This is a genomic window from Pseudomonas sp. GCM10022186 (assembly GCF_042656385.1).
In the GTDB taxonomy this organism is placed as follows: domain Bacteria; phylum Pseudomonadota; class Gammaproteobacteria; order Pseudomonadales; family Pseudomonadaceae; genus Metapseudomonas.
Map to the genome: position 1 here is coordinate 86,222 of NZ_JBHSOU010000009.1, position 25,011 is coordinate 111,232.

The following is a 25,011-nucleotide window of genomic DNA, read 5'->3' on the forward strand; positions in this document are numbered from 1 at the left end:
TAATGTTGCGCACCCTCCCTGGAGTCCTCCATGCCGCGCCCCGCCTGGTCCCTGTTTGGCTACAAAGTGATAGAGCCTGACGAGCAACTCGACCTGTTCGCTTGCCGCGAAGTGCGCCTGCACCTGGTTGCGAGACAGCTCGAGCTGGGTGGTTTCGCTGACCGGACCCTCTGCGGCGGCCTGCTGCCAGCGCAGCCACGCTGGAGTAATCTGGAAACGGGCTTGTTGCGCGACCGCCGCCTGTGCGCCAACTGCCGCTCCACCCTCGAGGCCCAGCGGCAGGGGCTGCACTCGGTCTGGTCGCCGGTCTGAGGGCTCCCGGTGGCGCGCGCACCGGTGTAGAATTTCGCGTCTTTTATTCAGTCAATTTGCCAAGGATTCCCGGATGTTGCCGCGCTTTCCAGCCGTCGCCCGCTCCCTGTCATTAGCGTCCCTGCTGGTGGCGGGCCCCGTCGCAGCCCTGGAGCTGCCCCTGCCTCCGCCCGGCGAAGACATCGTCGGCCAGGTCCAGGTGATCAAGGCCAAGTACGAAGACACTTTCGCCGACATTGGCGTCGCCAATGACCTGGGCTACCTGGAAATGGTCGCCGCCAACCCGGGTGTCGATCCCTGGTTGCCGGGGGCGGGCACCGAGGTCATCCTGCCGACCCGCTACATCCTGCCGCCGGGGCCGCGCGAAGGCATCGTGATCAACCTTGCCGAGTACCGCATGTACTACTACCCGAAAGGGCAGAACGTAGTGCACACCTATCCGCTGGGCATCGGTCGTGAAGGCTGGGGTTCGCCCATCGCCCACACCACCATCACGGCCAAGACTTCCAATCCGGCCTGGTATCCGCCCAAGTCGATCCGTGAAGAGCACGCCGCCGATGGCGATCCGCTGCCCGCCGTGGTACCGCCGGGACCGGACAACCCCCTGGGCCCGTTCAAGTTCAACCTGGGCGTGCCGGGCTACCTGATCCATGGTTCCAACAAGAAATTCGGTATCGGCATGCGCGTCAGCCATGGCTGCTTCCGCATGCTCAACAACAACGTGCTGGCTTTGGCGGCCATGGCCCCGGTGGGCACGCCCGTGCGCATTCTGAACGAGCCCTACAAGTTCGGCATGAGTGGCGGCAAGGTCTACCTGGAGGCCCATGCGCCTCTGGATGACCATGGCGATCCCTCGGTGGTGGACAAGCACACTGCCGTGATCAATGCGTTGCTCAAGCGTGAGGAACTGGCCGGCAGCATTCGCCTGGACTGGGATGTGGTGCGTGAAGTGGTGGCGGCCGAAGATGGCCTGCCGGTGGAAATCGCCGAGCCAGATTCGGCGGTGGCGGCCACCATCCCCAATACCGAACTCTAAGCGAGCCCCGCTTCAGGAAAGCCCGCTGCGCGATGCGCAGGCGGGCTTTTCTTTTGCCTGCGATCTGGCGTTTCGTTGCGATTCAAGCAGGTTGCGTGCCGGTAACCCGGCCCCGCGAGCGAAGGGGTTGCAGAAAATCGTGGGCATGAAAAAAGCCGACCCGGCGAACCGGGTCGGCTTTCAATAGCCGGAAGGCTATTACTTGCGGCTGGCTTTTTCCAGCATGCGCAGGGCGCGCTCGTTAGCCTCGTCAGCGGTCTGCTGGGCTTTCTGAGCGGCGGCCAGAGCTTCGTCAGCCTTGCGATAGGCTTCGTCAGCACGAGCCTGAGCGCGAGCAGCTGCGTCTTCAGTAGCAGTCAGACGAGCTTCGGTTTCTTTGGATGCGCTGCTGCAACCGGTGGCCAGAACTGCGGCCAGAGCCAGAGCAGAGAATTTCAGAACGTTGTTCATCGTGTTCCCCTTAAGGTGGACATTTCCATAAAGCAATTCCCCGAGCTTGGGAAATTAGCCGGCGTACATACTACCCATAACTTGTAGTAAGTAAACTGACCACGCGCAAGGCAAGCACATTTTTTTCAGCCTGCCGGCTAGTTCACGAGCAAATAACGAGGTCGCTGGTCAAAAAACAGCCAGTCTGATTGTTCTTTGATCAGTCGAAATTGCAAGTGTAGGCCCGGCCCATGGCTCGGGTCGGCTTCGGCGCCATATTCGGACAAGCGTACTCGCGGATACCGAGTCGGGATATTGCCATGTACCCGAAACGGGTTCCGAAAGTGGAACTTTCTGCAGAGAACCGAGAAATATCTTCGGCTATACAAAGAGCGGCCATGGTTGTGCCAGCAGGGCGCTGATAAGCTTGCCCCGCTTCCGAACTCCATGGCGAAGCGCAGACTTCAAGGACGTCACAATGTCGAAGATTCTCAAGTGGGGAGTGCTGTCGATTCTGGCAGTAGGGCTGATCATCAAGTTGTCGCTCTGGTGGTCGGTCAGATCCATCATGGACGATGCGATCAGCAAGTTGTCGCCGATGATGGATATCACCTACGGGGGGATAACTTCTTCCCTTGATGGCCGTGTCGGCCTCGAGAGCCTGCAACTTCGTGTTCCGGCCCTGGGCGACAGCCTGCAGGTGAAGCAGGCTGAACTGAAGTTCAGGAGCCTGGGCGAGCTGCTGCGCTTCAAGGAACGTTTGGCCGAGGGCAAGTTTCCCGAGCAGATGGCGGTCAGTCTGAAGGGAGTTGCACTGGAAGTGCATGGGCCCTTCATGCAGCAGCTCTACAACACTCCCGCCGAACGCAGCGTCTTTACCGCAATGAGCGAAGTGGCCTGCGGCTCGGTACGCAATATCGGCACCGGCGAGTTGCTGGAGATGGGCTACCGAACACTGGAAACGGATGCGGAGTTCTCCTACCTGTTCCAGCCGGGCGCGCAGAAACTGAGCTTCAACCTGACGTCCGACACGCGCGACATGGGTGAAGTGCGCCTCAGCCTGTCCTTGTCTAACATGTCCGAGAAGCCGGGAGACCTGAGGGTCAATCCGCCGCATCTGTCCAGCGTGATCTTCGAACTGAACGACAATCAGTACCAGCGCAAGGTCCAGCAATTCTGCGCCGGCAAGCTCGGTCAGTCCGCCGAGGCCTATCAGGCGACGGCGGTGCAGCAGCTGGACACCGTGCTGCGCAGCCAGAGGATCGCCCTCGGGCAGGCGCTGCTGGACGCCTACGGGCGTTACTTGAAGGACCCGCAGTCGCTGCGGGTGGAGCTGACGCCCAGTGAGGGCATGGCGTGGGATGGCCTGCAGTTCTTCGACGCCAAGGATGTGGTGGGCATGTTGCGTCCGGCGGTGCTGGTGAACCAGGAAGCGGTGCGGCCGGTCGAATTCGCCTGGGTCGATCCGACCGCGCGCAACGAGCCGGCGGCGCTGGAGAAGATCAGCGTGGTAAAGGAGAATGGCGACACGGAACGTGCCGTACAGCAGTACGAGTTCGTCAGTGTTGCCGACCTGCCGGGTTACGCCGGCAAGCGGCTGCAGTTCATCACCTTCGATGGCGCCTATTACCAGGGTGTATTACACAAGGTGGAGAACGGGAAGGCCTATCTCAGCGTCCAATTCGGTTCGGGTACGGCTGAGATGTTCCTTCGGCTGGAAAAGATAGATAAGGTACGGGTACGGTTTTAGACCCCTCAGAGGAGTAGTGATGAGCGAGGCATTGTCCATCCACCATGACCAGGCAGGTCATCAGTTCGAGACCACCGTGGACGGTCATCGTGCGTATCTGGCCTATATGGATCTGGGTAAACAGACGCTGGACATTTATCGTACCTTCGTGCCGAACGTCCTGCGCGGTCGCGGGATCGCCGCGGCCCTGACTGAAACCGCGCTGGAATATGCCGAGGACCACGGCTATACCGTGATCCCGTCCTGCTCCTATGTGGAGCGCTACATCGAGCGTCGCCAGCGTCAGGCGCAGCACAGCAGCTGAGCTGACGTGCAATGAAAAACGCCGGGCACTGCCCGGCGTTTTCGTTTCCGCGTCGCGATCAGCCGCGCTGGCGCTTGGGCAGCACGTCCTTGAGCTTGGCGTGCATGCTGCGCAGGGCCTTCTCGGTGGTGTCCCAGTCGATGCAGGCGTCGGTGACGGAGACGCCGTACTTGAGCTGGTCGAGGTCCTTCGGAATCGATTGGTTGCCCCAGCCCAGGTGGCTTTCCACCATCAGGCCGACTATGGAGTTGTTGCCTTCCAGAATCTGGTTGGCGACGTTGTCCATCACCAGCGGCTGCAGCGCCGGGTCCTTGTTGGAGTTGGCATGGCTGCAGTCGACCATGATGTTCGGGCTGATGCCGGCCTTGCTCAGTTCCTGTTCGCAGATGGCGACGCTGACCGAGTCGTAGTTCGGCTTGCCGTTGCCGCCGCGCAGCACCACGTGGCCATAGGCGTTGCCCTTGGTGGTGACGATGGAGACGCCACCTTCCTGGTTGATGCCGAGGAAGCGGTGCGGGCTGGAAACCGATTGCAGGGCGTTGATCGCCACGGTCAGGCTGCCGTCGGTGCCATTCTTGAAGCCGACCGCGGAGGACAGGCCGGAGGCCATTTCGCGGTGGGTCTGGGATTCGGTGGTACGGGCGCCGATGGCCGACCAGCTGATCAGGTCCTGCAGGTACTGCGGGGAGATCGGGTCCAGCGCTTCGGTGGCGGTGGGCAGGCCTTTCTCGGCCAGGTCGCGCAGCAACTGGCGACCGATGTGCAGGCCGTCCTGGATCTTGAAGGAGTCGTCCAGGTAGGGGTCGTTGATCAGGCCTTTCCAGCCGACGGTGGTACGCGGTTTCTCGAAGTAGACGCGCATGACCAGGAACAGGGTGTCGGACAGTTCCGCGGCCAGGCCCTTGAGGCGGTCGGCGTATTCGTGGGCGGCCTTGATGTCGTGGATCGAGCAGGGGCCCACTACCACGAACAGGCGATGGTCCTTGCCATCGAGGATATTGCGAACCACCTGGCGGCCGTTGGTGACGGTGCGCCGGGCTTCGTCGGTCAGAGGAATCTCGCGCTTCAACTGCTCCGGCGTGATCAGGGTCTCGTTGGAGGCAACGTTAAGGTCGTCGATCTGTAAATCAGCCATCGTGCTTTTCATTTTTCAGGGTCGTCAGGTCACGGGTGCCGGTCGCCAGGGAACCCCGTCTGGCGGAGTGCACAGCAGTAAAAACGCGCGGGGTGGGGAACCTTAACGCTTTCCACGCGGCCTCGACAATGGCGAATGCATGGGCTGGGCGGGGAATTTGCACGATTTCAGACGGGGGCGAAGTCCGCCGCGTGCATTGCGATCCACTCCTGCGCCACCGCTTCCGGAGCCAGGGGCTGGCCAAGGGCCTCCTCGCGCTGCCTGCGGTACTGCTCGATCAGGCAGATCTGTTCCACCATGCGCGCGCGAAAGCTGTTCTCTTCGTCCAGGAAGGAGATGCCGATCAGGTAGTCCTCGATCTGCTTGCGGCACCAGGCGACTATGCCGGAAAAGCAGGCCTGTTCGCCCAATAGCGGAATGCACAGCTCGATCGCCGTACCCCGGCGAAAAGCGCGCATGGAGTTGCACGCCACCCCACCCAGGCTGATATCGTGCAGCCGCTGCAAGGGCAGGTGCTTGCGCTTGCGCGCTACCAGTTCCACGGGCATTTCCGTGGGATGACGCAGGAATTGACGCATGGTCGAGAACTCCCGATGCCCTGAACTCGGCATCGCACCAGACACTATAGTGCCCGAGGCCGAAATGACCGACCTCGATGCCGATCGCCGGCTGCTCGACCTGCCCGGTACGTCCCTGGTGGTATTCACCGGCGCGGGGTGTGCCAGTTGCCGCTGGGCTCGGCAGCACCTGCCGCGCGCCGCGCTGCCGGTGGAGCGATTGTGCTGGATAGATGCCGGCAATAATGGTGGGCTGGTCCAGCGTTATGAGGTATTTCACCTGCCAGCACTGTTCGTGGTCAGAAATGGCCGTTTCCATGGCGCGCTGCACTCTACCCTGCGGCGCGACGATCTGATTCAAGCCCTGGACCGGGCCCTTGTCCGGCCGGCAGAGGAGCTTCCCTAGATGAGTTCAAGCAATCCGCGCATCGGCATCATCGGTACCGGCGCCATTGGTGGCTTTTATGGCGTGATGCTGGCCCGTGCCGGCTTCGACGTACATTTCCTGCTGCGCAGCGAATATGACGCCGTGGCCGCCCGTGGCCTGCAGTTGAACAGCGTGGTCCATGGCGCCCAGGCGCTGTTCCCGGTACAGGCCTATCGCGATGCCGGCGAAATGCCGCCCTGCGACTGGCTCCTGGTGGGGGCCAAGACCACCAGCAACGCCGCCCTCGCACCGGTCATCGCCCAGGCGGCAGCAGCGGGCGCCAAGGTGGTGCTGTTGCAGAACGGCCTGGCGGTCGAGGACGAGTTGCGTCCGCTGCTGCCCGAATCCCTGCATCTTCTCGGCGGCCTCTGCTACATCTGCGTGCACCGTTCCGCACCGGGGGTGATCGAGCACCAGTCCCTGGGGGCGGTGAACCTCGGCTACCACTCCGGCCCCGCCCGTGACGAGGTCGAGCGCCTGGCGCTGGCGGAGGAGGGCTCGGCCCTGTTCAAGGCCGCCGGCATCGACTCGGCCGCGGTGGCCAACCTTGACCAGGCGCGCTGGCAGAAACTGGTGTGGAATGTGCCCTACAACGGTTTGTCGGTGCTGCTCGACGCCGGCACCACGGCGCTCATGGGCAACCCCGACAGCCGCGCACTGATCCAGGCCCTCATGCAGGAGGTGGTGGATGGCGCCACTGCCTGCGGCCACCGCATCCCGGAGAATTTCGCCGCCAAGCTGCTGGCTTCCACCGATCGCATGCCCGACTACCTGCCGAGCATGTACCACGATGCGGCACAGAAGCGCCCGCTGGAGCTCGGCGCCATCTACGAAGCGCCGCTGGCCGCCGCTTCCGCCGCCGGATTCGAGATGCCCCGCGTGCGCGCCCTCTACCAGGCGCTACGCTTCATCGACGCACGCAACCAGGGTTGACGGGAGTACCGCCATGGGCGCAGGTCTGGGCGACAAGCTGGTATTGGCCATTTCCTCGAGGGCGCTGTTCGACCTGGACGAGAGCCACAGGGTCTACGAGGCGGAAGGCATAGAAGCCTACCGTCAGTACCAGATCGACCACGAGGACGAGGTGCTGGCCCCCGGCGACGCCTATCCGCTGGTGGAAAAGCTCCTCGGGCTCAACGAGCTGCTGGGGCAACAGCGGGTCGAGGTCATCCTGGTCTCGCGCAACAGCGCAGACACCGGCCTGCGCGCCTTCAACTCCATCCAGCACTATGGCCTGGGCATCTCCCGCGCGGCCTTCGTCGGCGGGCGCAGTCCGGAACCCTACCTGCGCGCGTTCGGCTGTCACCTGTTTCTCTCCACCCACGCCGAGGACGTCCGGGGAGCCCTGCAGAGCGGCTATGCCGCCGCCACCATCCTCTCCGGGGGACCGCGCCGGGCGGCGAGCAACGAGCTGCGCATCGCCTTCGATGGCGATGCGGTGGTCTTTTCCGACCATTCGGAACGCATCTACCAGAGCGGTGGCCTCGCCGCCTTCCAGGCCCATGAGCGCGATTCGGCCCGGGAGCCGCTGGACGGAGGTCCCTTCAAGCCCTTTCTCTCCGCCCTGAATCGGTTGCAACAGGAGTTCCCGGCCGATGCCTGCCCGATTCGCACGGCGCTGGTCACCGCGCGTTCGGCGCCGGCCCATGAGCGCGTCATCCGCACCCTGCGGGAATGGGATATCCGCCTGGACGAGTCCTTCTTCCTCGGCGGGCTGGAGAAGGCGGCCATCCTGGAGACCTTCGGCGCCGACGTGTTCTTCGACGACCAGGCCGGGCACTGCGAGAAGGCCCGCGACGTGGTGGCCACCGGGCATGTTCCCCACGGTGTGAGCAACGAGCCACAGTTCTGACTAAGCTCAGGTGAGGCCAGCCATGAAGGGCGGTAGGAGGCCTCATGATCCGCTCCATTCTCTATGCCACGGACCTCGGTCTCTATGCCCCCTATGTCCTGCAACACGCTTTATCCCTCGCCCGGGCCTTCAGTGCCCAACTCTATGTGGTGCACGCCGTAGAACCCCTCGGCCTGTTCGCCGAGTCGGTGCTGCAGACCTACCTGGATGACGACACCCTGAAGGAACTGCGGGTCAAGGGCCTGGGTACGGTGATGTCGAGCATCGAGCAACGGGTGCTGGAAGGCTTTCGCGACGAGATGGGCGAAGCCGTCCAGGACCTGGACATGATCCGTGCCGTGCGGGTGGTCCAGGGCGACCCGCCGCTGGTCATCCTGGAAGAAGTGCAGAAACTCTCGGTGGACCTGCTCGTGGTGGGGAGCCACAGCCACGGTACTTCGCTGGAAACGCCGCTCGGGCGTACCGCCGCGCGGCTGGTGCAGTTGTCCGAGGTGCCGGTGTACCTGGTCCCCATGCTCCAGCACCGCGGACGCAACGACTTCTGATCGCCGCTGGTCGTTCGTTGTGCAAGTCAGAAAAAAACGTCTAGTTTTATTCAGCAAACCATTAATATGGTTATAAACGCCGCCGACATCCTGCGGTGTACTCGCTTTGAGGATTGCCTATGAAGCTCCAGCAATTGCGCTACATCTGGGAAGTGGCGCACCACGACCTGAACGTGTCCGCCACTGCACAAAGTCTCTACACCTCGCAGCCGGGCATCAGCAAGCAGATCCGCCTGCTGGAAGACGAGCTGGGCGTCGAGGTCTTCGCCCGCAGCGGCAAGCACCTCACTCGTGTAACGCCCGCTGGGGAACGCATCATCACCACGGCCGGCGAGATCCTGCGCAAGGTCGAGAGCATCAAGCAGATCGCCCAGGAATTTTCCAACGAGAAGAAGGGCACCCTGTCCATCGCCACTACCCACACCCAGGCGCGTTATGCGCTGCCGCCGGTGATTGGCGGTTTCATCAAGCAATACCCGGACGTCGCCCTGCACATGCACCAGGGCACGCCCATGCAGATCGCCGAAATGGCGGCCGACGGCACCGTTGATTTCGCCATTGCCACCGAGGCTCTGGAGCTGTTCGGCGACCTGGTGATGATGCCCTGCTACCGCTGGAACCGCTGTGTCATCGTGCCCCAGGGCCACCCCCTGGCCAAACTGCCGAAACTCACCCTGGAAGCCCTGGCCGAGCACCCCATCGTCACCTACGTTTTCGGCTTCACCGGCCGTTCCAAGCTGGACGAGGCCTTCAGCCACCGCGGCCTTACGCCCAAGGTGGTGTTCACCGCCGCCGACGCCGACGTGATCAAGACCTACGTGCGCCTGGGATTGGGCGTGGGCATCGTGGCCAAGATGGCGGTGGACGCCAAGCTCGACAGCGACCTGGTGGTGTTGGATGCCAGCGAACTGTTCGAGGCCAGCGTGACCAAGATCGGTTTCCGTCGCGGCACCTTCCTGCGCGGCTTCATGTGCGACTTCATCGAGAAGTTCGCGCCGCACCTCACCCGCGACGTCCTGGCCAAGGCCGTGCAGTGCCACAACAAGGCGGAGCTGGACGACCTGTTCCACGACGTGGAGCTGCCCACTTACTGAGTGCGGCGTCCAGGAAGAAGCCCGGGAGTCGTCGGGCTTTTTCGTTCATGGGGTCGGCGAACATGTCCAGCATTGGCATTGAAGCGGGCGCCTATGGTGGATCGGAAAAGCGTGATCCACCCTACGACAGCGCCCAGCCCGCAGGATGGGGCGGGCGGCGTTCCGCGAGCGGAGCGATACCCATCGATCCCGAACCGCATGGGTTTCGTACCTCAACCCATCCTACGCGCTCGTTGACGTCGAGGGGAGCGAGGACGGTTGCAGCACCTCGCGGAGGAAGGCGAGGAAGACGGTGTAGACCTGCTCGCGGCCGTCGTCATGGCGCACCACGAAGAAGGGGGCGGTGTCGATGCCGTAGTGCTGCGCGGCCATCCAGCCGGCGCTGGCTGGGTCGCGCTCGTCGGCCACCAGGATGCGGTCGATCTTCGCCAGGTGGCCGCCGCGTTCCAGCCGTTCCATCACATCCCGGCACTTGCGGCAGTCCTGGCCATCGGCCAGGACCTTCTTCACCAGGGTGACGCGCATGGCGTCAGGCCTTGCTGATCAGGTTGCCGGCGTGCAGCCCGCATTCCTTCTGGGTGGCTTCTTCCCACCACCAGCGCCCCTCGCGCTCGTGCTGGTTGGGCAGTACCGGGCGGGTGCAGGGCTCGCAGCCGATGCTGACGAAACCGCGCTCGTGCAGCGGGTTGTAGGGGATCTCCAGCATGCGGATATAGGCCCAGACTTCCTCGCTGGTCATCTGCGCCAGGGGGTTGAACTTGTACAGCGGCTTGTCCGGGGTGGAGAAGGCGCTGTCCACCTCCAGCACGGCCACCTGGGAACGGGTGCCGGGGCTCTGGTCACGGCGCTGGCCGGTGGCCCAGGCCTTGACGGTAGACAGCTTGCGCCTGAGCGGCTCGATCTTGCGGATGCCGCAGCACTCGCCATGGCCATCCTTGTAGAAGCTGAACAGGCCCTTTTCCTTGACCAGGGGCTCCAGCAGCTTCGGGTCCGGCGACAGCACCTCGATGGCGATGCCATAGTGCTCGCGCACCTTGTCGATGAAGCGGTAGGTTTCCGGGTGCAGGCGGCCGGTGTCGAGGCTGAAGACCTTGACGTTCTTGTTCAGCTTCCAGGCCATGTCCACCAGCACCACGTCCTCGGCGCCGCTGAAGGAGATCCACAGCTCGTCGCCGAAATGCTCGAAGGCGAGCTTGAGGATGTCCTGGGGGGATTTGCTGGCGTAGGCCGTCGCCAGTTCGGCGACATCGAAGGGTTGGCTCATCAGGCTGGCTTCCTTTTATGGGATGGCGCTGGGCGCGCTCTATGGCGCGCATCTTAACAAAGGGCGGGTTATGCCCCTAAATAACCATCAGGAAGGTGGACTGCTAGATTCGGCTATAAGCGACGCGTTGCGCCCTGCTGGCCCAGCGGCTAGAGTGCCGCCTCCAATCAAAAAGCCATGCGGGGAAACTGCTCGTGGAAATCGCCTGTCTCGACCTGGAAGGTGTACTGGTTCCGGAAATCTGGATCGCCTTCGCGGAAAAAACCGGAATCGAAGCGCTCAAGGCGACCACCCGGGATATCCCCGACTACGACGTGCTGATGAAGCAGCGCCTGCGCATCCTCGACGAGCATGGCCTGAAACTCGCCGACATCCAGGACGTGATCGCCACGCTGAAGCCGCTGGAAGGCGCCGTCGAGTTCGTCGACTGGCTACGCGAGCGCTTCCAGGTGGTCATCCTCTCCGACACCTTCTACGAGTTCTCCCAGCCGTTGATGCGCCAGCTGGGCTTCCCGACACTGCTCTGCCACCGCCTGATCACCGACGAGACCGATCGCGTGGTGGGCTACCAACTGCGCCAGAAGGACCCCAAGCGCCAGTCGGTGATCGCCTTCAAGAGCCTCTACTACCGCGTGATCGCTGCCGGCGACTCCTACAACGACACCACCATGCTCAGCGAAGCCCACGCCGGCATCCTGTTCCATGCCCCGGAGAACGTGATCCGCGAGTTCCCGCAGTTCCCGGCGGTGCACACCTACGAAGACCTCAAGCGCGAGTTCATCAAGGCCTCCAACCGCCAGTTGAGCCTCTGATCTCCCGCCCATGAAAAAGCCCGCGCAAGCGGGCTTTTTCGTTTTGTTGGTAGCGGGGCGCGGAACCTGTAGGGGCGAATTCATTCGCCAAGGCCAGCGCAGCTGGCCCCCTGGGAGGCTGAAAGGCAGACCTTCGGCCTGCTTGGCGAATGAATTGGCCCCCACAAGGAGCATTCGCCCCGGCAAGGAAATTCTTCCTCGGGCGTCAACTGTCCCCCAACCCCTCCAGCGTCTGCATCAGCACCTTCACCTTGGTGATGGATTCCCGGTACTCCTCCTGCCAATCGGAGTCGGCGACTATGCCGCCGCCGCCCCAGCAGCTGGCCTGGCCGTCCTTCACCAGGACGGTGCGGATGGCGATGGAGCTGTCCAGTTCGCCGCGCACGTCCAGGTAGAGCAGGGAGCCGCAGTAGATCGAACGGCGGGTCGGCTCCAGCTCGTCGATGATCTGCATGGCGCGGATCTTCGGCGCGCCGGTGATGGAGCCGCCGGGGAAGCTGCCCATGATCAGGTCCAGCGCGTCCTTGTCGGCTGCCAGGCGGCCGGTGATGGCGCTGACCAGATGGTGCACGTTGGGGTAGCTCTCCAGGGCGAACAGCTCCGGCACCCGCACCGAACCAGTGGCGCAGCTGCGCCCCAGGTCATTGCGCAGCAGGTCGACGATCATCAGGTTTTCCGCGCGGTCCTTGCGGCTGGCCAGCAATTCCTCCGCCTGGGCGCGATCCTCTTCCGGCGTGTGGCCACGGGGACGGGTGCCCTTGATCGGGCGGGTCTCCACCTGGCCCTGGCTGACCTTGATGAAGCGCTCCGGCGACAGGCTGAGGATGGCGCCGCCGCCGGCCAGGGCCTGGTAGCCGGCGAAGGGCGTCGGACAGGCGGCGCGCAGGGCCTGGTACGCGGTCCAGGGATCGCCCTCGCAGGGGGCCTGGAAGCGCTGGGTGAAATTCACCTGGTAGCAATCGCCAGCCTGGATATAGGCCTGGACCCGCTCGATCGCCCGTCGGTAGGTAGTTTCCGCCAGGTTGGCGCGGAACGGCGCGCGCAGGCGGAAAGGTCCGGCGGGAGCGCTGCCAGGGCCGCTGAACAGGTCGATCAGGCGCTGCCGCTGGACGCCGTCCAGGCTCGGGTGGAACACCAATTGACTGGTTCGCGCCTGGTGGTCGCTGACCAGTGCCCAACCGTAGAGACCGAGTTGCGCATCCGGCAGGTGCAGGTCATCGAGTGCCTGCTCGGGCAGGTGTTCGACGCGACGACCGAAGTCATAGGCCAGGTAGCCGATCAGGCCGCCGACGAACGGCAGCTCAATGCCCGTAGGCAAGTCGGCTTCGCCAAGTCCCGCCAGCGCCTGGCGCAGGCGTTGTGTGAAGTCCTTGGCCGATTCGCCCGGCGCTGGCGCAAATTCTGCCAATGGCCAGGCGCTGAATAGGTCATAGCGTCCACGGCTCGCGCCGGGGCGACCCGCGTCCAGCAACACGGCGCCGGGCGCCTGGCGGACAAGGGCGAAGCGGTCACAGAGGGATTCGTGATAGGGAAGGGCGTGTAGATGGCAGTCAGGCATAGGGGCGCGCAAGCAGGGTGCAAGGGCGAATTCTAGTCTGCCTCCAGTGTCGATCCTAGAGCCTTTTCTGAAGTTTACGAGGGAAATGCATTCTGATACTTATGTACCAATCCCACGGAGAAATAGCTCCGATCCACAACGATAACGACAGATTAGGGATTCAGGCAGTGGACGCAGTTCTCAACCCCGCAGCCGGTAGCCGCCAGCGCGCCAAACTCGTGACACCCCAGGCATCCGCCGATTACCTGCCCAGGTCCCAGGTCCAGGCGGCCTTGGCCGCACATCCCCATGCACGCCTCCTGCTGTTCTCGGCGCCTGCCGGATTCGGCAAGACCACCGCCCTCGCGGCCCTGGCCGGCCAGCGCCGCGCGGCCGGCAGCGCGGTGGCCTGGTTCTCCCTGGAGGCCGAGGACGATGACCCGGCGCGCTTCTTCCAGCAACTGATCAAGTCCCTTGGCGAAGCCGTGCCCGGTGTCGGCGATCATGCCCGTGGCTATCTGCAGAACACCATGCAGGTACCGGCCAACGCCGTGCTGGAAAGCCTGCTGGTGGATCTCGCCCGTCATGGCGGCCCGCTGCTGCTGGTGCTGGACGACCTGCACCTGCTCAAGGACCCGGAGCTTTTCGCCGCCCTCGGCCGCCTGGTGCGCCTGGCCCCCACCGGCTTCAGCCTGGCCGTCGGCAGCCGCTCCCTGCCGCCGCTCAACCTGGCCACCCTGCGGGCCAAGGGTTGGCTGCTGGAGATCGGCCTCGATGAACTGCGCCTGTCCGCCGAGGAGACCCGCGACTACCTGGCCCGCTCCGGCCTGCAACTGGATGATGCCGCACTGGCGGCGCTGCACAGCCATACCGAAGGGTGGGCGATAGGGGTGCAGCTGGCGAGCCTCTGGCTCCGGCACCAGCCCCAGGCCGCCGAACAGATGGAGCGCCTGGGCAGCGACCAGGCCACGGTCGGCCAGTACCTGCTGGCCAGCGTCTTCGAACAGCTGCCCGCCGACCTGCAGGACGCGCTGCTGGCGCTGGGTATCGCCAGCCAGTTGAGCGGCGACCTGGCCAGCGCGCTGAGCGGCCGCCAGGACGGCCAGGCCCTGCTGGAGCGGCTGGAGACCCTGCAACTGTTCCTCCTGCCGCTGGACCGCGAGCGCCAGTGGTACCGCTTCCACCAACTGTTCGCCGACTTCCTGCGCAGCCGCCTGAAGGCCAGCGATCCGGAGCGATTCAAGCAGCTGCACTTCAATGCCAGCCTCTGGTTCACCAACCACCACATGCAGAACCTCGCCATCGAGCACGCGAGCCTGGCCGAGGATCCGGAAATGCTCGCCGCGCTGGTGGACGGCTGCGGCCTGGAACTGATCAACCGTGGCCAGCTGAACAAGATCTACCGCTGGCGGCAGAAGGTCCCGGACGACATCGCCGAGCGCTACCCGACCCTGGTGCTCGCCGACGTGTGGAACCGCGCCACCGAGCTGGCCCTGCCGGAAGCCAACCGGATGCTCGACGAACTGCTGGCGCGCTGGGGCGGGACCCGTGCGGAGAGCCAACTGAACGACAAGTACCTGGCGACCCTGGCGGTGAAGGCCGCCATCGCCTTGCAGAAGGACGACCTGGAACTCTGCGTGGCCATCGCCCGCCGGGTCGAGGCCCAGCTCGGGCGCAACCAGGCATTCCTCGAAGTGGCCATCCTGGTGATCGGCGCCATGGCCCTGGCGATCCTCGCCCAGCCCGACCAAGCGCGCCGGCTGCTGGCCCTGGCCCAGCAACGCAACCACTTTCTCGAAGGCCGCTACCTGGACATGCAGCTGGCCAACGTGGAAATTCTCCTCGCCCTGGAGCAGGGCCAGGTGAAGCAGGCGCGGATGCTGTTCGAACAGATGCGCGCCCAGGTCACGCCGCAGCTGGGCGAGAAGTCCAGGTCCATGGCGCTGCCGGTCATAGTCGAGTCGCTGATCGCCTACCAGCAGGGCCGTATCGAAGGCATGGAGGAACGCCTGGCGGCGGCCCTGAACCATATCGACGTGATCCGTCCCATCGACATCTACGCCCAGGGCCTGCTCTTCCTCGCGCGCATCCAGCGCATGCAGGACAAGGTCAAGGAAGCCCAGGCCACCCTGGTGCTGATGCAGAACCTCGCCGCACGCATCCAGTCCTGGCGCTTCTATGCCCAGGCGGTGGCCGACGAGATCTCGCTGATCCTCCAGGAGCCGGGTACCGACCGCATCAAGCGCGCCGAGCAGCGCTTCAAGGGGGTGGACTGGAACAAGCTGGCCAGCGGCGGCAGCCAGCACGGCGCCAACTCGGCGCTCTGGGTGCAGGGGCTGATCCGCGTGCGGCTGCAACAGGCCCGCGGTCACTTCAGCGAAGCCCTGCACGAGATCACCCAGCTGCGCGGCAAGCTGCAGCCCAACTGGCATGGCCTGCAGCGACTGCGCCTGGACCTGCTGGCGGCCTTGAGCTACCAGCGCCTGGGTTACCAGGAGCGGGCCCAGAGCCTGCTGGTGCAATGCCTGCTCAGTGCCGAGCGCGAAGGTGTGCGCAGCCTGTTCATCGAGGAGGGCGAGGCCATCCGCCAGTTGCTCCAGCAGCTGGAGTCCGCGGAGCGCCAACCGGCGTTGCAGGGGTTCATCCGCGACCTGCTGGCGGCCTGGCCGGGGCAGGCTGCGCGCAAATCCCTGGAGGCGCCGGAGGAAGGCCTCACCGACCGCGAGCGCGAGGTGATCTGCCTGGCCGCCAAGGGCCTGTCCAACGAAGAGATAGGTCAGCAGCTCGCCCTGGCGCTGGGGACCGTCAAATGGCACCTGCACAACATCTACGAAAAGCTCAAGGTGCGTAACCGGACCCAGGCGATCCGGCGTGCCCGCGAGCTGGGGCTGCTCGAACCATGACCGACCTCTGCCTGTCCCTCCCGCAACAGATCCCCTTGCTGCGCACCAAGCTGTTTCCGGCCGATGCCGGCGGCCGTCCCCTGCTGCCGCGCCGCGCCCTGATCGAGCGCCTGCATGGCGCCCGCGGGCGTCGGGTGCTGGTCCTCAGTGCCCCGGCCGGCTTCGGCAAGAGCACGGTGCTCAGCCTGTTCCGCCAGCGCCTGCAGGGCGAAGGCGCCCACGTCGCCTGGCTGTCCTGCGACGAGGCCGACAGCGAGCCCAAGCGCCTGTTGCAGTACCTGGTCGCCGCCGTGGAGGCGGCCATCCCGGGTTTCGGCGGCAACACCGTGGGTTTGCTGCAGGGCGACGTGAACTGGCCCATCGAGGCGGTGATCGATGCTTTCGTCGGCGACCTCAAGCGCGTCGAGGGCGAGCTCTACCTGATGCTCGACGACTTCCACAACATCCGCCATGTCGCCCTGGACCAGGGGGCGCGTTACCTGATCGAGAACCTGCCGGCCAATGTGCACCTGATCAGCAGCACCCGCTTCACCCCGCGCCTGCTGTTCAGCGAAGCCGAGTCCTTGTTGCTCAAGGCCGAGGACCTGCGCCTGACCCTGGAAGAGACCGCGGCCTATTTCCGCGAAGTGCGCCAGCTGCCGTTGTCCGATGCCGAGGTGCGCCAGCTCCATGGGCGCACCGAGGGCTGGATCACCGCCCTGCACCTGGCAGGGCTGGCCCTGGCGCGGCACCCCGACCGCGCCGCCTTTCTCGCCAGCCTGAGCGGCACCGAGCGCAACATCGCCGACTACCTCACCGAGGATGTGCTCGACAGCCTGCCGCAGGCGCTGCAGCAGTTCCTCGACCAGACCTCGGTGCTGGATGAATTCTGCGCCGACCTGTGCAACGCCCTGACCGGCCGCCGTGACGGCCTCGACATGCTGATGCGCCTGCAGCGCGAGCAGCTCTTCGTGATCCCGCTGGACGAACAGGGCGAGTGGTTCCGCTACCATCACCTGTTCGCCGAGTTCCTCCTGGGACGCCTCGCGCGCCGGACCGACCCGGCGACCTTGCTGCATGCCGCCGCGCGCTGGTGCGAAGGCCATGACCTGCCGGACCGCGCCATCAAGTACGCCCTGCGCGGCCGTGACTTCGCCTTCGCCGCCGAGCTGCTGGAGCGCCAGGGGGCGCGGCTGATCGCCGGCAACCGGGTCTACGGCATCCTCTCCATGCTCAAGGAGGTGCCGGCCGAGGTGATCCGCGAACATCCGGTGTTCCAGATCTTCTATGCCTGGCAACTGGCCTTCGAGCAGCGTTTCGCCGAGGCCGAGGCGCTGATCGAGGAGGTCAGCGCGCGCCTGTTGCAGGGGCGCGGCAAGCTGATGCACTTCGGTCTCGGTGAACTGCTGGCCGCCTCCCAGGTGCTCAAGGCACTGGTGATGCTCTACCAGGACAAGCTGGAGGCCTGCCTCAAGGTCGCCCGCCAGTGGCTCGCCATGGTGCCGGACAGCCAGCCGGTGTTCCGCGCCAGCTTGGCCTGCGTGCAGGCCGCGGCCTATTCGCTGATGGGCGAATTCGGCGAGTCGGCCAGGGCCATCGCCGTCGCCCGCGACAACCTCAAGCTGGTGGACAGCGAATACCTGCACGTGATGACCAGCCTGATCGAATCCCTGATCTGCAAGGAAAGCGGCGACCTGGAGCGTGGGCGGGCCATTGCCGAGGCCGCGCGGGCGCGGGTCGAACGGGTATTCGGCCGGCGCAGCCGGGTGGGCGGGCCCCTGGCCCTGGCCTATGCCGACCTGTTGTACGAACAGGATCGCCACGCGGCGGTTCTCGCCGAGCTGCCACTGGCCACCACCTGGCGCGACGTGGCGACGCCGGTGGAGCTGATCAGCCGCGGCCAGCTGGTGATGGCGCGGGCGCGCTTCTTCGCCGGCGAACCGGAACAGGCCCTGGTCCAGCTCGACGAATGGTTGGCCGGGCTGCAGGGGGCGGGCTATGAACGGGTGTTCGCCCATGGCATGGCCTGCAAGGTGCAGTTCCTGCTCTGGCTGCGCCGCCCCAACGAGGCTGAACGCATCTGCCTGCAACTGCAGCAGCACCTGGCCGTGCTGCCGCTGGCGCGCTACGCCGACGCCCATACGGTGCTGGCCCTGACCGAGGCACGCCTGGCGCTGACCGAGCGGCGCCCCGAGCGCGCCCAGGCCAGCCTGGAGAATTGCCTGGCACGGCAGCAGGACGAGCATCAGCGCGACCGGCGGCTGCGCCTGTCCCTGTTACTTTCTGTGGCGTATTGGCGCAGGGGTAACAGCGAAAAGGCCTTCGCCCTGTTCCAGAACACCCTGGAAGAAGCCTGGAACCGCGGCTACCGTCGGCTGTTCCAGGACGACGCCCTCTGGCTGCTGCCGCTCTGGGACGCCTGGCGCGCCGCCGAACCCAAGCGCGCCGGTGCCTGGCAGGGGGTGGCCGAAAGCCTGCGCGAGCAGTGCCGCCGGCTCGCGGTGGATCCGGATACTTTCGATGAAAATCAAGACGTTAGCCATCGCGAGCGGGAAATCCTGCGCTATGTGGCCGCCGGGCTGTCCAACCGCGATATCGCCCAGGCCGTGCACCTGTCGGAAGCCACCATCAAGTGGCACCTGCACAACCTGTTCGCCAAGCTCGGAGTGCGCAGCCGCACCCAGGCGGTACTCAAAGGCAAGAGCCTGGGCCTCTTGAGCGGGGCTTGAGGTGGGATGGCCCGTTGCCCTCCATCCGTTGGATGGGCTGGCAGCGGGGGAGGGGGCCAGTAGTTTTGTTCCCAGGTCGGGAAGCAAGCTGCTTCACGAATCCTCGCCGGATGCGCCTAGGGAAGCAGTGGCCGGCCTGGAGATCGGCGTGAGCCGGTCCGACTGTCGTTGACAGGAGTCGGCGGCAGGCCCTGGGGCAACCCACCTGTGAACTTTGGAGATAAAAAGAATGAAAAGCTTCAAACGACTGGCTCTGGCAGCTGCCGTACTCGCTGCACCCTTCATGGCCCAGGCCGACCTCAAGGCCATGGATGACACCGCACTGTCCGGCGTGACCGGCCAGGACGGCATCAGCATCTCCGGCAGCTTCAACGGCAGCATCGGCAGCGTGGTCTACACCGACTCCGAAACCAGCGGGGGCACCACCACCAACGGCACCCTGCGCCTGGAGACCATCTCCTTCACCGGCTTCGACATCCTCGATTCCGACCCGCTGAAGATCGATGTCATCGACGGTGGTGCGGGCGGCACCGACAAGCTGCAGATCAGCCTGCCCTCCATGACCGGCCAGCTCTCGGTCGGCGCCATCCGCGTGGGCGACGCCAGTTCCGCCAGCATCGGCTCCCTGGCCGTCAACAACATGAACATGTCCGGCTCCACCATCAAGGTCTGGGGCCACTGATAGCCACGCACGTCCTGTAAACCGGAAAGTCCCGCCGGTTCGCGCCGGCGGGGCCTTTCCCCGCGAGCCCCGTAGTCGGAACGGCAATGATCGAAATCCTGATTGGCAGTTTGCTGGGTCTGTTCGGCTTCACCCAGGCGGTGGATACCAGGCCGCAACCGCAAGGCGCGGTGAACATCAGCCAGCCGCTCACCCCCAACGGGCCCTACCGCGAGACGGCGGTGGTGGAGCCGATGAGCCAGCTGCAGTTCCGCAACGTCATCCGCCAGGCCTATGACTACAGCTGTGGCTCCGCCGCGCTGACCACGATGCTGGACTACTACCTGGGCCGCAACCTGGAGGAACGCCAGGTGATGGAGGGCCTGCTGCGCTACGGCGAGGCCGACAAGATCGTCGAGCGGCGCGGCTTCTCGCTGCTGGACATGAAGCGCTTCGTCGGCGCCCTGGGCTACAAGAGCGGCGGTTTCCGTGCCGAGTTCGCCGACCTCGACGCCCTGGAACACCCGGCCATCGTCCCGATCCACTATGGCGGCTTCAAGCATTTCGTGGTGGTGCGCGATGTCTACGACGAGCATGTGTTCGTCGCCGATCCCGCCCTCGGCAACATCAGCTTCACCCGCGCCCGTTTCGAGGAAATCTGGGACCAGAACGTCCTCTTCGTGATCTTCCCCTCGGGCAACGAACCCCGGAACGCCATGGCCCTGACCGAGCGCGACCTGCGCCTGGTGGACGACCGCATCGTCAGCCTGCTGGCGTTCCAGCAGTTTCCGCAGATCACCAAGTTCACCGAGAACGAAATCAATGAGCTCGGCTCGGGGGGCGATATCCGCTACATCCGCCGCAAGTGACACCCGCACATAACAAGAAAGACCTGGGGATAGCACCATGGGACCAAGGAAATACGCATGGCTGGCCATGCTGGTGCTCTGTACCAGTCTGCCGCTGCACGCCGAGCAAGCCTCGGTGGACGAGGCGCGTGATGCACTGAGCAAGAAGGAAGACGATGCCGACAGCGCCAAGGCGCTGGAAGAGGTCTTCCAGGCGTCCGAGAAGAGCTACACGCTGCTGAAGAAGGGCGAGCGCACGCTCACCTACGGCTTCGACTATTCCCTGGTGCGCGACGTCCAGATCGAGACCATCCGCACCGGCAACAACGTCTTCAGCGTGGTCGGCCAGAGCGAAGCGCAGCACACCTTCACCAACTCCTTCACCTTCGACTACGGGGTGTGGGACAACCTGACCTTCAGCGTACGCCTGCCCTTCGTCGCCAAGTACGACACCGAGCGCGACCTGAACGTCTACAGCCTCGGCGACATCTCCGCCTCCCTGCGCTGGCAGCCCTGGTCCTCCACCCGTGGGCGGCCGGTCACCACGCTCTTCGCCACCCTCGGCCTGCCCACCGGCGACAGCCCCTACGACATCAATACCGAGAACGACCTGTCCACCGGCAACGGCTACTACAGCCTGGGCGTGGGCGCCAACCTGTCCTACGTGATCGACCCGGTCGTGCTGTTCGGCTCCGTCGGCTACACCTACAACCTGCCGGTGCACGACATCCACCAGGTGCGCGGCGGGCGCCTCCTGGAAGACGTGGAGCCGGGCGACACCCTCAACTTCAGCATGGGCTTCGCCTATGCGCTGTCCTACGACGTATCCCTGGCAACTTCCTACCAGATGGCCTACAGCCTGGCGCCCACCTACAAGTTCCAGGACGTCAACCTGGAAGGCAGCGAGCAGACCAGTTCGATCATGAACTTCTCCCTCGGCCTGCGGACCTCGCCCGACTACATCGTCAACGTCAACGCCGGCTTCGGCATGACCGAGGATTCGCCGGACGTGCTCCTGGGGCTTTCCGTCCCCCTCGACATCAAGGGCCTGAAGGCCCAGTAACCGCCGAGCGAGGACCTCATGAGCATGCAACTGTCGCCGCTTGCGCGGGCGATCGCGGGGGTCGGCCTGTGCTGGGCGGGCCTGGCCCAGGCGCAACTGGCCAACGACCTGACCATCGGCAACCCCAAGGCCATGGCCATGGCCAACGCCATCACCGCCGATTCCTCCGGGATCGATGCCGTGCACTACAACCCGGCCGCCCTGACCAAGCTCAAGGGCCGCCAGAGCACGGTGAAATTCCTCACCGGGGTGATGGACATCCGCGCCGAGTTCGAGGCGCCGCCGGACTACGGCTTCCTCGGCTTCGACGACGATCCGGTGAAGAACTCCAGCAGCCGCACCCTGACCCCGGCCATGTACCTGCCGGGCATGGGGGGCATGACCGAGGTGCCGGTGCTCTTCGCGCCGCTGGCCGGGCTCTCGATCAATCCGCCGGGTTCCAAGTTCACCTTCGCCACCAACGTCTACGCCCCCATGGCGCTGGGCTACTCGCGGGATTCGGACAGCGACCCGGCGCGCTACCAGGGCCGCGAGGTGGCGCTGCAGCGCATCACCTACTTCTCGCCCTCGCTGGGCTACCAGGTCAACGACGAGCTGGCGGTGGGCCTGTCGATCGGCTTCTCCCACCAGGCCATGGCGCTGAACCAGGACTTCCGCAACCCGGGCTTCCTCACCGGCCTGACCCGGCTGTTCAACGAGTTCCTCTGCCTGCCGGGGATGGGGGAGGTGGTCTCCGGGCTGATCAACGTCTGCGGCGGCAAGCTCGGCCCCTTCGACACCCTGGCCAACCTGGACCTGGACCTGCAGCAGTCGCTGTCGCCCACCTGGAACATCGGCGTGCTCTGGGAGCCCACCGACTGGTTCGCCTGGGGCGCCACCTACCAGAGCGAGGCGCGCATGCACCTGCAGGGCAAGTACCGGGTGGACTACAGCAAGGACTGGCAGGGCTTCTGGTCCGGCCTGCAGTCCTCGCTGTTCGGCCAGGTGCTGAGCCCGCTGTTCCCCCTGGGCAACATCGACGAGGAGTCGGGCAACGCCTCCCTCGACATGACCTACCCGGACAACTTCTCCACCGGCATCAAGCTCAAGCCCTTCGAGCGCTGGCAGTTCAACCTGGATCTCAAGTGGAGCGGCTACAGCGACTGGAACGAATTCGAGATCGAGTTCGACCGTGAGCTGGACCTCTTGCGCATCGCCAAGAACTTCGGCGGCGGCAAGGCCACCGACACCAGCATCATCCTCGACCGCGGCTACCGCGATACCTGGAGCTGGGCCCTGGGCGTTCAATACCAGTGGACCGACCGCCTGGCCCTGCGCGCCGGCTACGAATGGCGCCCGTCGGCCATCCCCGACGACAAGGCCGACGTGCTCGCGCCCATCGGCGACGCCCACCTCTACGGCCTGGGCCTGGGCTACCGCTGGGACAAGGACACCAACATCGACATCGGCTTCAACTACTTCACCAGCAAGCAGAGCACCAAGGCCAATACCAGCTGCAACCTCAACTGCACCGGCATCGACAACCTGGTCTACAACCCCTACGCGGGCCAGAACGTCGAGACCTCGGTGAAGGCCTACATCCTCGCCCTGACCTACCAGACGACCTTCTGATGAAAGCGAACATCCTCTTCATCGCCCTGACCTTCGCCGGCGCTGCCCAGGCGAGCAACGGCCGCTACCTGACCTGGATCGACGACCAGGGCCGGGTGCACAACACCTTCGTCGACACCCGCTACAGCGAGCAGCAGCGCCAGGCGGCCAGGCGCATCGCCCAGAGCGACCAGGCGCGCCTCAAGGACAGCGACGACAGCCGCTGGCCCGGCAACGGCAAGAGTGGCGAGAGCAAGCGGCGCTATTTCACCTGGGTGGATGCCAGCGGCAACCTGCAGAACAGCTTCTACGCGGCGGGGCAGGCGGGGGCGGGGCAGCGCGACTTCGTCCTGCCCAATGGCCAGCGTTCGGCGGAGTACATCGATTCCGAGGTGCTCGAAGGACGCGGCTACTCCCGTCCGGAACAGGGGCCTGCCTACTTCACCTGGGTGGACGAACAGGGCCGTACCCACAACTCGCCGGTGCCGGCCCGGGGCAGGGACGAGCGCGGCGAGGAAGCGCCAGGCCCCGTCGCCTACACCGAGGCCCGCGAGCTGGAGTTCAGGCGCAAGGCCGCACGGCTGCCGTCCCTCGACGGCCAGCCCACGGCGGCCATGAAGGCGCTGCTGGAGGGCAGCGAAGAACAGGGCGAGGCGCTCTACCAGAGCCTGGTGGACCGGTGCTGCGGGCAGTTGCCGGATGACGCCTTCACCGAGGTGTCGGTCGAAGAGCCGCGCTACGAGGAGCTGAACGAGCTCTCGCCCAGCTTCGATTTCCCCATGGGCCGGAGCTACTACAGCGCCCTCAGGCTGCCGCGTTCCCGACACGGCTATGGCCTGCGCATCCGCAGCTTCGCCAACCGCCAGGTGGTCTACCCCTCGCTGCTGTTCCTCGACGAAGCCAAGCGCCCGACACGGCTGGTCAGTGACGCCGTCTACCAGTTGCACGGCGAAACCTGGTACCGCTACGCCTTCATCGAAGGCACGGTGCAGGTCCGCGCCAACCAGGGCGAACGTTATGTGCTGCTGCTGACCACCAACGAAGACCGCAGCCTGCAGACCCTGGACAACAAACCCTTCAAGCGCCCCCTGCAGGATCTGGCCCTCGGCGAGTCGGGGATGCAGGTGCACGAGCACAGCGACCAGGGCTCCTTCGAACTGGCGATCGTGAAATAACGGCACGGACTGCTCCCTCTCCCTTTGGGAGAGGGCTGGGGTGAGGGCGGGTGGGAAATGCAGGGTGTCAGGGGAGACCTTCGGCCTCCTTGGCGAATGAATTCGCCCCTACAAGGTCAGCCCTACAGTTCCAGGCCGCGCTATGCTGGCAGCCCCAGCGAGCAGAAGCGGATCCCTCGCCATGTCCGACACCAGCCAGCTCTTCACCCGCAACTCCGACGCCTATAGCGCCAACCGTCCCACCTACGACCCCGCCCTGATCGCCTGGCTCAGCAATCAGGCGCCGGATCTGTCCCTGGCCTGGGACTGCGGCTGCGGTACCGGCCAGGCCACCCTGGACCTCGCTCGGCATTTCCAGCGGGTGGTGGGTACCGATGTGAGCGCCCAGCAACTGGCCAAGGCCGAAGCCGGGCCCAACATCGACTACCGCTGCGAGCCGGCGGAGCAGACCTCCCTGGCCGATGGCAGCGTCTCCCTGACCCTGGTGGCGCAAGCGCTGCACTGGTTCGACCTGGAGCGCTTCTACGCCGAGGTGCGCCGGGTCAGCCGGCCGGGTGCGCTGCTGGCGGTGATCTCCTACAACTGCTCGCAGATAACGCCTGAGGTCGATGCGCTGGTGAACCACCTCTACCAGGACATCCTCGGCCCCTACTGGGCCGAAGAGCGTAAGCATGTGGAGCAGGGCTACCGCACCCTGCCATTTCCTTTCGAGCGCATCGAGGTGCCGCCCTTCACCCTGGACGCCCAGTGGGACCTGGCACGGTTGCTAGGTTACCTGGAAAGCTGGTCGGCCCTGGGAACCTACAAGGCCGCCCACGGGAACGACCCTCTCGATCCCCTGCGGGATGAGTTCCAGCAGGCCTGGGGCGACCCGGCGAGCACCCGCCGGGTGAGCTGGCCCCTGACGGTGAACCTGGGGCGGGTGAGCTGAAGGAAATTTAACGACTTGGCGCGGCAATCGCCCTGGCGCTGCCGAGTTGCTGGAAAATTGACATTGTGCAGGAAGACT

Annotated in this window: 24 protein-coding genes; 18 read left to right on the top strand and 6 right to left on the bottom strand. The window is 65.0% G+C overall.

The genetic code is table 11. From position 1 onward, the window contains the following. Positions 1-30 precede the first annotated feature (30 nt). A complete protein-coding gene (locus ACFPU0_RS06215; protein WP_377691941.1) occupies positions 31-312 on the top strand; it encodes a hypothetical protein in 282 nt (93 codons plus the stop codon). A 73-nt stretch (positions 313-385) separates the two neighbouring features. Further along, positions 386-1,348: a L,D-transpeptidase family protein gene (locus tag ACFPU0_RS06220; RefSeq protein ID WP_377691942.1), complete on the top strand. Its 963-nt coding sequence runs from the start codon at positions 386-388 to the stop codon at positions 1,346-1,348. Positions 1,349-1,546: 198 nt separating this feature from the next. Here the strand turns inward: ACFPU0_RS06220 and oprI are convergent, their stop codons facing one another. Then, complete coding sequence (gene oprI / locus ACFPU0_RS06225) at positions 1,547-1,798, bottom strand: outer membrane lipoprotei OprI (protein ID WP_011335311.1); 252 nt, start codon at positions 1,796-1,798, stop codon at positions 1,547-1,549. 457 nt (positions 1,799-2,255) lie between these two features. On the opposite strand from oprI, the gene ACFPU0_RS06230 reads away from it, so the two are divergent. Further along, positions 2,256-3,527 (top strand): hypothetical protein, encoded by a 1,272-nt coding sequence (locus tag ACFPU0_RS06230; RefSeq protein ID WP_377691944.1) that lies wholly within the window; start codon positions 2,256-2,258, stop codon positions 3,525-3,527. Between the two features lie 19 nt (positions 3,528-3,546). After that, complete coding sequence (locus tag ACFPU0_RS06235) at positions 3,547-3,831, top strand: GNAT family N-acetyltransferase (protein WP_377691945.1); 285 nt, start codon at positions 3,547-3,549, stop codon at positions 3,829-3,831. Between the two features lie 58 nt (positions 3,832-3,889). Here ACFPU0_RS06235 and ACFPU0_RS06240 read toward each other — a convergent pair whose 3' ends face one another. Together ACFPU0_RS06240 and ACFPU0_RS06245 are read right to left on the bottom strand one after the other, a co-directional pair. Beyond that, entirely contained in the window at positions 3,890-4,966 is a 1,077-nt protein-coding gene (locus ACFPU0_RS06240; protein ID WP_377691946.1) for a 3-deoxy-7-phosphoheptulonate synthase, read from the bottom strand. 167 nt (positions 4,967-5,133) lie between these two features. Continuing rightward, a complete protein-coding gene (locus ACFPU0_RS06245) occupies positions 5,134-5,544 on the bottom strand; it encodes a PilZ domain-containing protein (protein WP_377691947.1) in 411 nt (136 codons plus the stop codon). On the opposite strand from ACFPU0_RS06245, the gene ACFPU0_RS06250 reads away from it, so the two are divergent. From ACFPU0_RS06250 to cysB, 5 genes are all read left to right on the top strand, one after another. Further along, a complete protein-coding gene (locus ACFPU0_RS06250) occupies positions 5,543-5,929 on the top strand; it encodes a thioredoxin family protein (RefSeq protein ID WP_377691949.1) in 387 nt (128 codons plus the stop codon). The genes ACFPU0_RS06245 and ACFPU0_RS06250 overlap by 2 nt on opposite strands. Next, positions 5,930-6,883: a putative 2-dehydropantoate 2-reductase gene (locus ACFPU0_RS06255; protein WP_377691950.1), complete on the top strand. Its 954-nt coding sequence runs from the start codon at positions 5,930-5,932 to the stop codon at positions 6,881-6,883. It abuts the gene before it with no gap. Between the two features lie 13 nt (positions 6,884-6,896). Next, on the top strand, positions 6,897-7,802 hold the full coding sequence (locus tag ACFPU0_RS06260; protein WP_377691952.1) for a 5'-nucleotidase: 906 nt from the start codon (positions 6,897-6,899) through the stop codon (positions 7,800-7,802). 44 nt (positions 7,803-7,846) lie between these two features. Continuing rightward, on the top strand, positions 7,847-8,347 hold the full coding sequence (locus ACFPU0_RS06265; protein WP_377691953.1) for a universal stress protein: 501 nt from the start codon (positions 7,847-7,849) through the stop codon (positions 8,345-8,347). 119 nt (positions 8,348-8,466) lie between these two features. Further along, entirely contained in the window at positions 8,467-9,441 is a 975-nt protein-coding gene (gene cysB, locus ACFPU0_RS06270; protein ID WP_377691955.1) for an HTH-type transcriptional regulator CysB, read from the top strand. Positions 9,442-9,663: 222 nt separating this feature from the next. Here cysB and ACFPU0_RS06275 read toward each other — a convergent pair whose 3' ends face one another. Then, on the bottom strand, positions 9,664-9,966 hold the full coding sequence (locus ACFPU0_RS06275; protein WP_377691956.1) for a hypothetical protein: 303 nt from the start codon (positions 9,964-9,966) through the stop codon (positions 9,664-9,666). A gap of 4 nt (positions 9,967-9,970) precedes the next feature. Beyond that, positions 9,971-10,705 (bottom strand): phosphoadenylyl-sulfate reductase, encoded by a 735-nt coding sequence (locus tag ACFPU0_RS06280; RefSeq protein ID WP_377691957.1) that lies wholly within the window; start codon positions 10,703-10,705, stop codon positions 9,971-9,973. 194 nt (positions 10,706-10,899) lie between these two features. Between ACFPU0_RS06280 and thrH the strand changes: the two genes are divergently transcribed. Next, positions 10,900-11,517, top strand: coding sequence for a bifunctional phosphoserine phosphatase/homoserine phosphotransferase ThrH (gene thrH / locus ACFPU0_RS06285; protein ID WP_377691958.1), 618 nt, complete (start codon positions 10,900-10,902; stop codon positions 11,515-11,517). Between the two features lie 205 nt (positions 11,518-11,722). On the opposite strand, the gene pabB is transcribed toward thrH, so the two are convergent. Next, positions 11,723-13,075, bottom strand: coding sequence for an aminodeoxychorismate synthase component I (gene pabB / locus ACFPU0_RS06290; protein ID WP_377691959.1), 1,353 nt, complete (start codon positions 13,073-13,075; stop codon positions 11,723-11,725). Between the two features lie 167 nt (positions 13,076-13,242). Between pabB and ACFPU0_RS06295 the strand changes: the two genes are divergently transcribed. The 8 genes from ACFPU0_RS06295 (at position 13,243) to ACFPU0_RS06330 (ending at position 24,933) form a co-directional block, all read left to right on the top strand. Further along, positions 13,243-15,957, top strand: coding sequence for a LuxR C-terminal-related transcriptional regulator (locus tag ACFPU0_RS06295; RefSeq protein WP_377691960.1), 2,715 nt, complete (start codon positions 13,243-13,245; stop codon positions 15,955-15,957). Further along, a complete protein-coding gene (locus tag ACFPU0_RS06300) occupies positions 15,954-18,665 on the top strand; it encodes a helix-turn-helix transcriptional regulator (RefSeq protein ID WP_377691961.1) in 2,712 nt (903 codons plus the stop codon). Before ACFPU0_RS06295 ends, ACFPU0_RS06300 begins: the two co-directional genes overlap by 4 nt. 229 nt (positions 18,666-18,894) lie before the next feature. Beyond that, complete coding sequence (locus ACFPU0_RS06305) at positions 18,895-19,347, top strand: DUF6160 family protein (protein WP_377691962.1); 453 nt, start codon at positions 18,895-18,897, stop codon at positions 19,345-19,347. A gap of 86 nt (positions 19,348-19,433) precedes the next feature. Further along, on the top strand, positions 19,434-20,195 hold the full coding sequence (locus tag ACFPU0_RS06310; protein WP_377691963.1) for a C39 family peptidase: 762 nt from the start codon (positions 19,434-19,436) through the stop codon (positions 20,193-20,195). A gap of 37 nt (positions 20,196-20,232) precedes the next feature. Continuing rightward, a complete protein-coding gene (locus ACFPU0_RS06315; protein ID WP_377691964.1) occupies positions 20,233-21,237 on the top strand; it encodes a transporter in 1,005 nt (334 codons plus the stop codon). Positions 21,238-21,261: 24 nt separating this feature from the next. Next, the gene (locus ACFPU0_RS06320) at positions 21,262-22,848 is read left to right on the top strand and encodes an outer membrane protein transport protein (RefSeq protein ID WP_377692006.1); all 1,587 of its coding nucleotides are present in this window, start codon (positions 21,262-21,264) and stop codon (positions 22,846-22,848) included. Next, the gene (locus ACFPU0_RS06325) at positions 22,848-24,002 is read left to right on the top strand and encodes a MalM family protein (RefSeq protein WP_377691965.1); all 1,155 of its coding nucleotides are present in this window, start codon (positions 22,848-22,850) and stop codon (positions 24,000-24,002) included. The genes ACFPU0_RS06320 and ACFPU0_RS06325 overlap by 1 nt, the downstream gene beginning before the upstream one ends. A 181-nt stretch (positions 24,003-24,183) precedes the next feature. Next, positions 24,184-24,933, top strand: a complete 750-nt coding sequence (locus ACFPU0_RS06330; protein ID WP_377691966.1) for a class I SAM-dependent methyltransferase — start codon at positions 24,184-24,186, stop codon at positions 24,931-24,933. Positions 24,934-25,011: the final 78 nt, after the last annotated feature.

Excerpts from the sequence above, each read along its gene's own strand:
- ACFPU0_RS06215 (WP_377691941.1), top strand. The coding sequence starts at position 31 with ATGCCGCGCCCCGCCTGGTCCCTGTTTGGCTACAAAGTGATAGAGCCT.
- ACFPU0_RS06220 (WP_377691942.1), top strand. The coding sequence starts at position 386 with ATGTTGCCGCGCTTTCCAGCCGTCGCCCGCTCCCTGTCATTAGCGTCC.
- oprI (WP_011335311.1), bottom strand. The coding sequence starts at position 1,798 with ATGAACAACGTTCTGAAATTCTCTGCTCTGGCTCTGGCCGCAGTTCTG.
- ACFPU0_RS06230 (WP_377691944.1), top strand. The coding sequence starts at position 2,256 with ATGTCGAAGATTCTCAAGTGGGGAGTGCTGTCGATTCTGGCAGTAGGG.
- ACFPU0_RS06235 (WP_377691945.1), top strand. The coding sequence starts at position 3,547 with ATGAGCGAGGCATTGTCCATCCACCATGACCAGGCAGGTCATCAGTTC.
- ACFPU0_RS06240 (WP_377691946.1), bottom strand. The coding sequence starts at position 4,966 with ATGGCTGATTTACAGATCGACGACCTTAACGTTGCCTCCAACGAGACC.
- ACFPU0_RS06250 (WP_377691949.1), top strand. The coding sequence starts at position 5,543 with ATGGTCGAGAACTCCCGATGCCCTGAACTCGGCATCGCACCAGACACT.
- ACFPU0_RS06245 (WP_377691947.1), bottom strand. The coding sequence starts at position 5,544 with ATGCGTCAATTCCTGCGTCATCCCACGGAAATGCCCGTGGAACTGGTA.
- ACFPU0_RS06255 (WP_377691950.1), top strand. The coding sequence starts at position 5,930 with ATGAGTTCAAGCAATCCGCGCATCGGCATCATCGGTACCGGCGCCATT.
- ACFPU0_RS06260 (WP_377691952.1), top strand. The coding sequence starts at position 6,897 with ATGGGCGCAGGTCTGGGCGACAAGCTGGTATTGGCCATTTCCTCGAGG.
- ACFPU0_RS06265 (WP_377691953.1), top strand. The coding sequence starts at position 7,847 with ATGATCCGCTCCATTCTCTATGCCACGGACCTCGGTCTCTATGCCCCC.
- cysB (WP_377691955.1), top strand. The coding sequence starts at position 8,467 with ATGAAGCTCCAGCAATTGCGCTACATCTGGGAAGTGGCGCACCACGAC.
- ACFPU0_RS06275 (WP_377691956.1), bottom strand. The coding sequence starts at position 9,966 with ATGCGCGTCACCCTGGTGAAGAAGGTCCTGGCCGATGGCCAGGACTGC.
- ACFPU0_RS06280 (WP_377691957.1), bottom strand. The coding sequence starts at position 10,705 with ATGAGCCAACCCTTCGATGTCGCCGAACTGGCGACGGCCTACGCCAGC.
- pabB (WP_377691959.1), bottom strand. The coding sequence starts at position 13,075 with ATGCCTGACTGCCATCTACACGCCCTTCCCTATCACGAATCCCTCTGT.
- ACFPU0_RS06300 (WP_377691961.1), top strand. The coding sequence starts at position 15,954 with ATGACCGACCTCTGCCTGTCCCTCCCGCAACAGATCCCCTTGCTGCGC.
- ACFPU0_RS06305 (WP_377691962.1), top strand. The coding sequence starts at position 18,895 with ATGAAAAGCTTCAAACGACTGGCTCTGGCAGCTGCCGTACTCGCTGCA.
- ACFPU0_RS06310 (WP_377691963.1), top strand. The coding sequence starts at position 19,434 with ATGATCGAAATCCTGATTGGCAGTTTGCTGGGTCTGTTCGGCTTCACC.
- ACFPU0_RS06315 (WP_377691964.1), top strand. The coding sequence starts at position 20,233 with ATGGGACCAAGGAAATACGCATGGCTGGCCATGCTGGTGCTCTGTACC.
- ACFPU0_RS06320 (WP_377692006.1), top strand. The coding sequence starts at position 21,262 with ATGCAACTGTCGCCGCTTGCGCGGGCGATCGCGGGGGTCGGCCTGTGC.
- ACFPU0_RS06325 (WP_377691965.1), top strand. The coding sequence starts at position 22,848 with ATGAAAGCGAACATCCTCTTCATCGCCCTGACCTTCGCCGGCGCTGCC.
- ACFPU0_RS06330 (WP_377691966.1), top strand. The coding sequence starts at position 24,184 with ATGTCCGACACCAGCCAGCTCTTCACCCGCAACTCCGACGCCTATAGC.